Raw genomic sequence first — 6,241 nt, 5'->3', positions numbered from 1 at the left:
ACGGTAATGGTAAAGCCGCCGACAATGCCCGGCAGCGCTTCCGGCAACAGCACATGCCAGACGATGTGCCAGCGCCGGCACCCCATGGCCTGCGCCGCCTCCACCAGCCCCCGATCCACTTCGCGCAGGCTGATCTCGGCAATGCGGGCAAAGAACGGCGTGGCGCTGATCGCGAGCGGCACCACCGCAGCCCACACGCCGATGGTGGCGCCCACCACCAGCCGCGTGAACGGCAGCAGCGCCACCAGCAGCACGATAAATGGCGTGGCGCGAAAGCCATTGACGATGCTGCCCAGCACGCGATGGATGCGCGGCGATGCCAGCACGCCGCCCGGCGCCGACAACACCAGCACCAACGCCAGCGGGATGCCGACCGCCACCGCGATCAGCGCGGACGCTCCCACCATGGTGAGGGTGTCGAACAAGCCTTGCCAGATACGTTCAATCGTGAGCGGGGACATAACCGAGGACCTTGGCGTGTTGGGATAGTCGATGCGAGGCCAGCGTCTCGGCCGACAGGCCGGCGCCGGCAGCGGCCAGCAGCAGGCGGCCCTGCGTGTGGCCCTGGATGCGATCCAGGCCGGCATGCAGCAGCCGCGCCTGGCCGCCGAGCGCCGTGGCGATGCGGGCCAGCTCGGGCGCCGCGTCGCCGCTGCCCGTGTAGTGCAGTTCGATCAGTTGCTCGAACGCGCCATGCGCGGGCGGCGTGGGCTGCAGCAGGCGTGCCAGGTCATCGGGCAAGCCGGCCTGGAGCGGCTGCAGCAGCGCGCGCGTGGCGTCATGGCGGGGATTGCCGAATACCTGCCACACCGGGCCATGCTCGGCCACCCGGCCCCCTTCCAGCACCAGCACGTTGTCGCAGATCTCGCGGATCACCCGCATCTCGTGCGTGATCAGTACGATGGTCAGCCCGAAGCGGTGGTTGATGTCGCGCAGCAGCGCCAGGATGGACTGCGTGGTTTCCGGGTCGAGCGCCGAGGTGGCTTCGTCGCACAGCAGGATCTCCGGCCGGTGCACCAGCGCGCGGGCGATGCCAACGCGCTGCTTCTGGCCGCCGGAGAGCCGGCCGGGATAGGCGCGGTGCTTGGCTTCCAGCCCGACCAGCGCCAGCAGCGCTTCCACCCGCTGGGCGATTTCCGCGCGCGGCACGCCCGCCACCTTCAGCGGCAGGGCCACGTTGTCCCAGACCGTCTTGGCGGACAGCAGGTTGAAATGCTGGAAGATCATGCCGATGCGCCGCCGCAGGCTGACCAGGCCGCGTTCGTCGAGCGCACCGATGTCGTTGCCGTCCACCAGCACGCGGCCGGTGGTGGGCCGCTCCAGCCGGTTGATGGTCCGCAGCAGGCTGGACTTGCCGGCGCCGCTGCGCCCGATGATGCCGAAGATGCGCCCGGCCGGAATCTCCACGCCGATATCCCGCAGCGCATGCACGTCGCCCGCCGGCGAGTGGAAGACCTTGCCCAGGTGCTCGAAGGAAACCGACCCGGCGCCGGACGGACCGGGCCGCTGCGCGGCTTGCGCTACCGCGTGCCCGGTGGCACGGTCGCCGGCGAAAGGCGCCGGCGCGGCGCGCTCGCGCCGATGGAGGGAGCTTGGCGAGTTCATGGTGTCACGGTTTCAGCCACGGCAGGCTGTAGAGTTTGCCGTTGTTGGCGAAGGACTTGCCCAGTTGCTGCCGTACCGCGGGCGACGTCTGGTAGATCCTCACGAAGCGGGCGATGCGCGGGTCGCCGGCGTTGTCCTGCCGGCTGACGAAGCGGATGGCGAAGTAGAGATCGTCCACGCCAGAGTAGAGCAGGCCGGCACCGGCGATCTGCGGTTTGCCGGCATTGACGAAGTGCGCCGGGTAGCCTTGCGCCAGGTCTACGTCGTCAAGCGCGCGCACCAGTTGCGGGCCTTCGATCTCGACGAACCCGAGCTTCTTCGGGTTGGCGACGATATCGTCGAGCCCGCCGCGCGCGCCCACGCCGTCGCGCAGCTTGATCAGTCCGGCCTTCTGCAGCAGCAGCAGGCCACGGCCCTGGTTGACCGGGTCGTTGGCCACGCCGACGCGCGCGCCTTCCTTGAGTTCGTCGAAGCGCTTGATGCGGCTGGAGTACAGGCCGATATTGGGCAGCACGCCGACGGCGACGCTCCTGAACGCATAGCCGCGCTCCCTGACGGCGTTGTCGAGGAAGGCCTGGTGCTGGAAGTAATTGAGGTCGAGATCGCCGGCGGCCAGGGCCACGTTTGGCGTGGTCCAGTCGGTGAGTTCCACCACCTTCACGTCCAGCCCCTCTTTGCGCGCTTCGGCGGCGGCGACTTCGACGGAGTCGGCCAGCGAGCCGGGCGTGACGCCGATCCGCAGCGGCGCCGCATGCGCTGCGGCCGCCATGGCGAAGGTGGCGGCGGCAACAGCGAGTAGTCGTTTCAGTTTCATGATCTTCAATGCCTCTTGTGCTTTCGGTGTCTTCAGTGGTTTCATTGCATTCAGTATGGCGAGCGGCGCTCAGTCCCGGCCACGGCGGAACCCTGCCGCCGCATGCCGCGCCGGCAGGGTGTCGTCCCCGGCAAACAGTTTGCGGCGCAGGCTGCCTTCGGCATAGGCGGTCTTGTACAGGCCGCGGTTCTGCAACTCCGGTACCACCAGGTCCACGAAGTCCTCGTAGCTTTCCGGCACTACGGTGCGGCTGAGGTTGAAGCCGTCGATGCCGGTCTCCTCCACCCACGATTGCAGCTCGTCGGCGACCTGCCGCGCATCGCCCACGATGGCGGGATAGCGGCCGCCGAGCTCGAACAGTTCGAGCAGCTTGCGGCGCGTCCAGCCATGCTGCTGCGCGGTGCGCGTGGCGGACTCGATGGCATTGCCGCCGCCATAATCCACCGGCGCGTCGAGATCGTATTTGCCGAAATCCACGCCGGTGCTCGCGGCGAAATGCGCAAGGCCGGCTTCGCGGCTCGCGTAGTCCTTGTACTCGGCGTATTTCTGGCGGGCTTCGGCGGCGGTGCGGCCGGGCACCACGGCGGTGCCGGCAAAGATCCTGATGTCGTCCGGGCGGCGCCCGGCCAGCACCAGTTGCTCGCGCAGCGCCTTGACGGTGCTGCGCGCGGCCTCCTTGCTCGGCGGCGAGATGAACACGCACTCGGCATGGCGCGCGGCAAACTGCTGGCCGCGCCCGGAGCTGCCGGCCTGGAACAGCACCGGCGTGCGCTGCGGGGAGGGTTCGGCCAGGTGATAGCCTTCGACGTTGTAGTACTTGCCGGCGTGCCGCACCTTGTGCACCTTGCCGGGGTCGGCGAACACGCGCGCGGCCTTGTCGCGCCGCACCGCGCCGTCTTCCCAGCTGCCTTCCCAGAGCTGGTAGAGGACTTCCAGGTATTCGTCCGCGCGGTCGTAGCGCTCGTCGTGCGCGATCTGCCCGGCGAGGCCCATGGCGCGCGCGGCGCTGTCCAGGTAGCCGGTGACGATATTCCAGCCGACCCGGCCGCGCGTCAGGTGGTCCAGCGTGGAGAAGCGGCGCGCCAGCAGGTAGGGCTGCTCGTAGGTCAGGTTCACGGTGACACCGAAACCGAGGTGCTGCGTGACCGCGGCCATGGCCGGCACCAGCAGCAGCGGATCGTTGACCGGCAGCTGGATCGACTCGCGCAGCGTCGCGTCCACATTGTTCTGGTAGACGTCGTAGACGCCGACGATATCGGCGATAAACAGCCCGTCGAACAGGCCGCGCTCCAGCGTGCGTGCCTGCCCGGTCCAGTATTCCAGCGTGTTGTAGCCGGTCGAGCGGTCGCGCGGGTGCGTCCACAGGCCGTGATTGATATGCCCCACGCAGTTCATGTTGAAGGCGTTGAGCAGAATTTCCTTGCGTGCCATTACAGCGCTCCGTGCCGGCTGGGAAGCCGGTCGTTGAGATAGAAGTTGCCCACGGCGTGATACTTCCAGCGCACCGGGTCGTGCAGGGTGTGGGTGCGCGCATTGCGCCAGAAGCGGTCCAGGCCCAGGTGATCGAGCGTGGCGGCGGTGCCGCCCAGCTCGAACAGCTTGCTGCCCGCCAGCAGCGAGGCGGTGGTGGTCAGCACGCGCGCCTCGGCGACGGCGATGGAAGCCTCGGCCACGCTGCGCTCGGTGGGAGCAAGCTGGGCGGCATCGACGATGCGCCCGGCGCGGCGCACCAGCGCCTCGGCGGCGCGCAGGCGTACCGAGACGTCGCCCACCTGGTGAATGGTGAGCGGGTCTTGCGCCGCGCGGTCCACGCCGGCATCCACCCAGGGCCGGGCGCGCTCGCGCACGAAGGGCAGGGTCGCCTCGAATGCCCCGCGCCCGATGCCGAGGTCGATGGCGGCGTGCAGGATCTGCGCGACCGGGCCGATCGTGGTTGGTGTCTCGAAGGAAGCCAGGAAGGGCACCACCCAGTCCGCCTGCACGCGCACGTGATCGAACGAGACCGAGCCGCTGCCGGTGACGCGCTGGCCGAAGCCGTCCCAGTCGTCGACGATGGACACGCCCTGCGCGCGGCGTGGCACGAAGGCAAGGTAGGTGACCTCGCGCCCGTGCTCTTCGGCGACGGCCAGCGTCGGGATCCAGTGCGCGTAGAGTGCGCCGGTGCAGTAGAACTTCCTGCCGTCCACGCGCCAGCCGTCGCCGTCGGGCGTGAGGCGGGTGCGGCGCTTGAAGTCCTTGTGGCCGATTTCGGCAAGGGCGTTGCCGAAGCGCTCCCCGGCCAGCGCGCGCTCGTAGAAGAACCGCTTCTGCGCGTCGCTGCCACCCACGCGCAAGACTTCCAGCGCGTAGAAATGGTTCTGCGGGATCTGGCCGAGCGAGCCATCGGCGGCGGCGATGATGGCGATGACCTCGGCCAGCGTCACGTTGGACACGCCGGCGCCGCCGTACTCGCGCGGCACCGTGATGCCCCACAGGCCGCTGGCGCTGAAGGCGTCCAGTTCGGCCCAGGGCAGGTGGCGCTCGCGGTCGCGCAGCGCTGCCCCGGGCGCGAACTGCGCCGCCAGCCGGCGCGCGGCCAGGATGGCATCCGCATCGTCTCGGATCGACTGGGGCGGCTGCGCGGGCGGGGCGGCCGGAGCGGGGCGGCTATCGGTGGGAACCGGGGACAGGAGCACGGACATATCAGTTCCAGGAGTGCCGCGCGGGCAGCACGTGGTTAAGGTGGTAGTTGCCGATCAGGTGCGTTTTCCAGCGCACCGGGTCGTGCAGGGTGTGGGTGCGCGCGTTGCGCCAGTGGCGGTCGAGGTTGTGCTTTGCCCGCGTGGCGGACGAGCCGGCCAGCTCGAACAGCTTCTGGCTGGCTTCCAGCGCGATTTCGGTGGTCAGCACCTTGGCCTCGGCCACGGCCACCGAGGCCCGGGCGCTGGCTTCGGCATCCAGCGGCCGGGCGGCGATGGCATCGAGCGTGCGGCCGGCTTCGAGCAGCACTTCGCGCGCGGCGTGCACGTCGATCTGCAGGCGGCCGACGTCCTGGATGATGTAGGGGTCCTGCGTGGCATGATCGATGCCGGCGTCGATCCAGGGCCGGGCATGCTGGCGCACGAAGGCGATGGCATCGGCCAGCGCGGCTTCGGCGATGCCCTGGTCGATGGCGGCCTGGATCAGCTGCGAGGTTGGCCCGTACAGGCCGGGCCGGTCGGCCAGCTGCCAGATCGGCAGCACATCCTCCGGGTTGACCGGCACGTTGTCGAACACCACGCTGCCGCTGGCGGTGGTGCGCTGGCCGAAGGAGGACCAGTCGTCGACGATGCTCAGGCCCCGCACCTCGCGCGGCGTCCACACCTGCACGCTGCGGCCCTGCCCGTCGAGCGCGCGTGCCGGCACGCGGTGCGCGAACAGCGCGCCGGTGGAGTAGAAGCGCTGTCCGCTCAGCCGCAGGCCCTGCGCGGTTTCGGTGAGGCGCGTGGTGCCTTGCAGGATGGTCTGGCTGTTCCCTGAGCGGCGTTCCGGGCCGGCGTTGCCCAGGCGCGCGCCGCTCAGTATCTCGCCATAGAAGCGGCGCTTCTGCGATTCGCTGCCGATCTCGCGCAATACACCCAGCAGGCCGAAATGGTTTTGCGGAATCTGGCCGAGCGCGGGGTCGGCGGCGCACAGGATGGCGAAGACTTTGGCCAGCGTGGCGTAGGACACCCCGGCGCCGCCGTATTCGCGCGGCACGGTGATGCCGCCCAGGCCGCTCTCGGACCAGCGGTCCAGTTCCTCCCACGGCAGGCGGCGTTCGCGGTCCCGTTCGGATGCGCCGTTGGCGAACACGGCCGCGAG

At 69.5% G+C, this 6,241-nt stretch carries 6 protein-coding genes; all 6 read right to left on the bottom strand.

The features are described from left to right. On the bottom strand, positions 1-461 hold a 461-nt coding region (locus P3W85_RS19640), incomplete at its 3' end, for a methionine ABC transporter permease (RefSeq protein ID WP_276266034.1). Then, positions 442-1,605: a methionine ABC transporter ATP-binding protein gene (locus P3W85_RS19635; RefSeq protein WP_276266033.1), complete on the bottom strand. Its 1,164-nt coding sequence runs from the start codon at positions 1,603-1,605 to the stop codon at positions 442-444. The genes P3W85_RS19635 and P3W85_RS19640, both read right to left, overlap by 20 nt. A gap of 4 nt (positions 1,606-1,609) precedes the next feature. After that, positions 1,610-2,419 carry a MetQ/NlpA family ABC transporter substrate-binding protein gene (locus tag P3W85_RS19630; RefSeq protein ID WP_276266032.1) on the bottom strand — a complete coding sequence of 270 codons (810 nt, stop codon included), beginning with the start codon at positions 2,417-2,419 and terminating at the stop codon, positions 1,610-1,612. A gap of 69 nt (positions 2,420-2,488) precedes the next feature. Beyond that, complete coding sequence (locus P3W85_RS19625; protein ID WP_017230309.1) at positions 2,489-3,850, bottom strand: LLM class flavin-dependent oxidoreductase; 1,362 nt, start codon at positions 3,848-3,850, stop codon at positions 2,489-2,491. Beyond that, positions 3,850-5,100, bottom strand: a complete 1,251-nt coding sequence (locus tag P3W85_RS19620) for an SfnB family sulfur acquisition oxidoreductase (protein ID WP_276266031.1) — start codon at positions 5,098-5,100, stop codon at positions 3,850-3,852. The genes P3W85_RS19625 and P3W85_RS19620 overlap by 1 nt, the downstream gene beginning before the upstream one ends. A 1-nt stretch (position 5,101) precedes the next feature. Next, positions 5,102-6,241: SfnB family sulfur acquisition oxidoreductase (locus tag P3W85_RS19615; RefSeq protein WP_276266030.1), on the bottom strand; the 1,140-nt coding region annotated here is incomplete at its 5' end.

Source organism: Cupriavidus basilensis (assembly GCF_029335485.1).
Taxonomy (GTDB): domain Bacteria; phylum Pseudomonadota; class Gammaproteobacteria; order Burkholderiales; family Burkholderiaceae; genus Cupriavidus; species Cupriavidus basilensis_E.
Note: the sequence above shows the minus strand (reverse complement) of the source record. Positions and strands in the feature narration are given on the sequence as shown.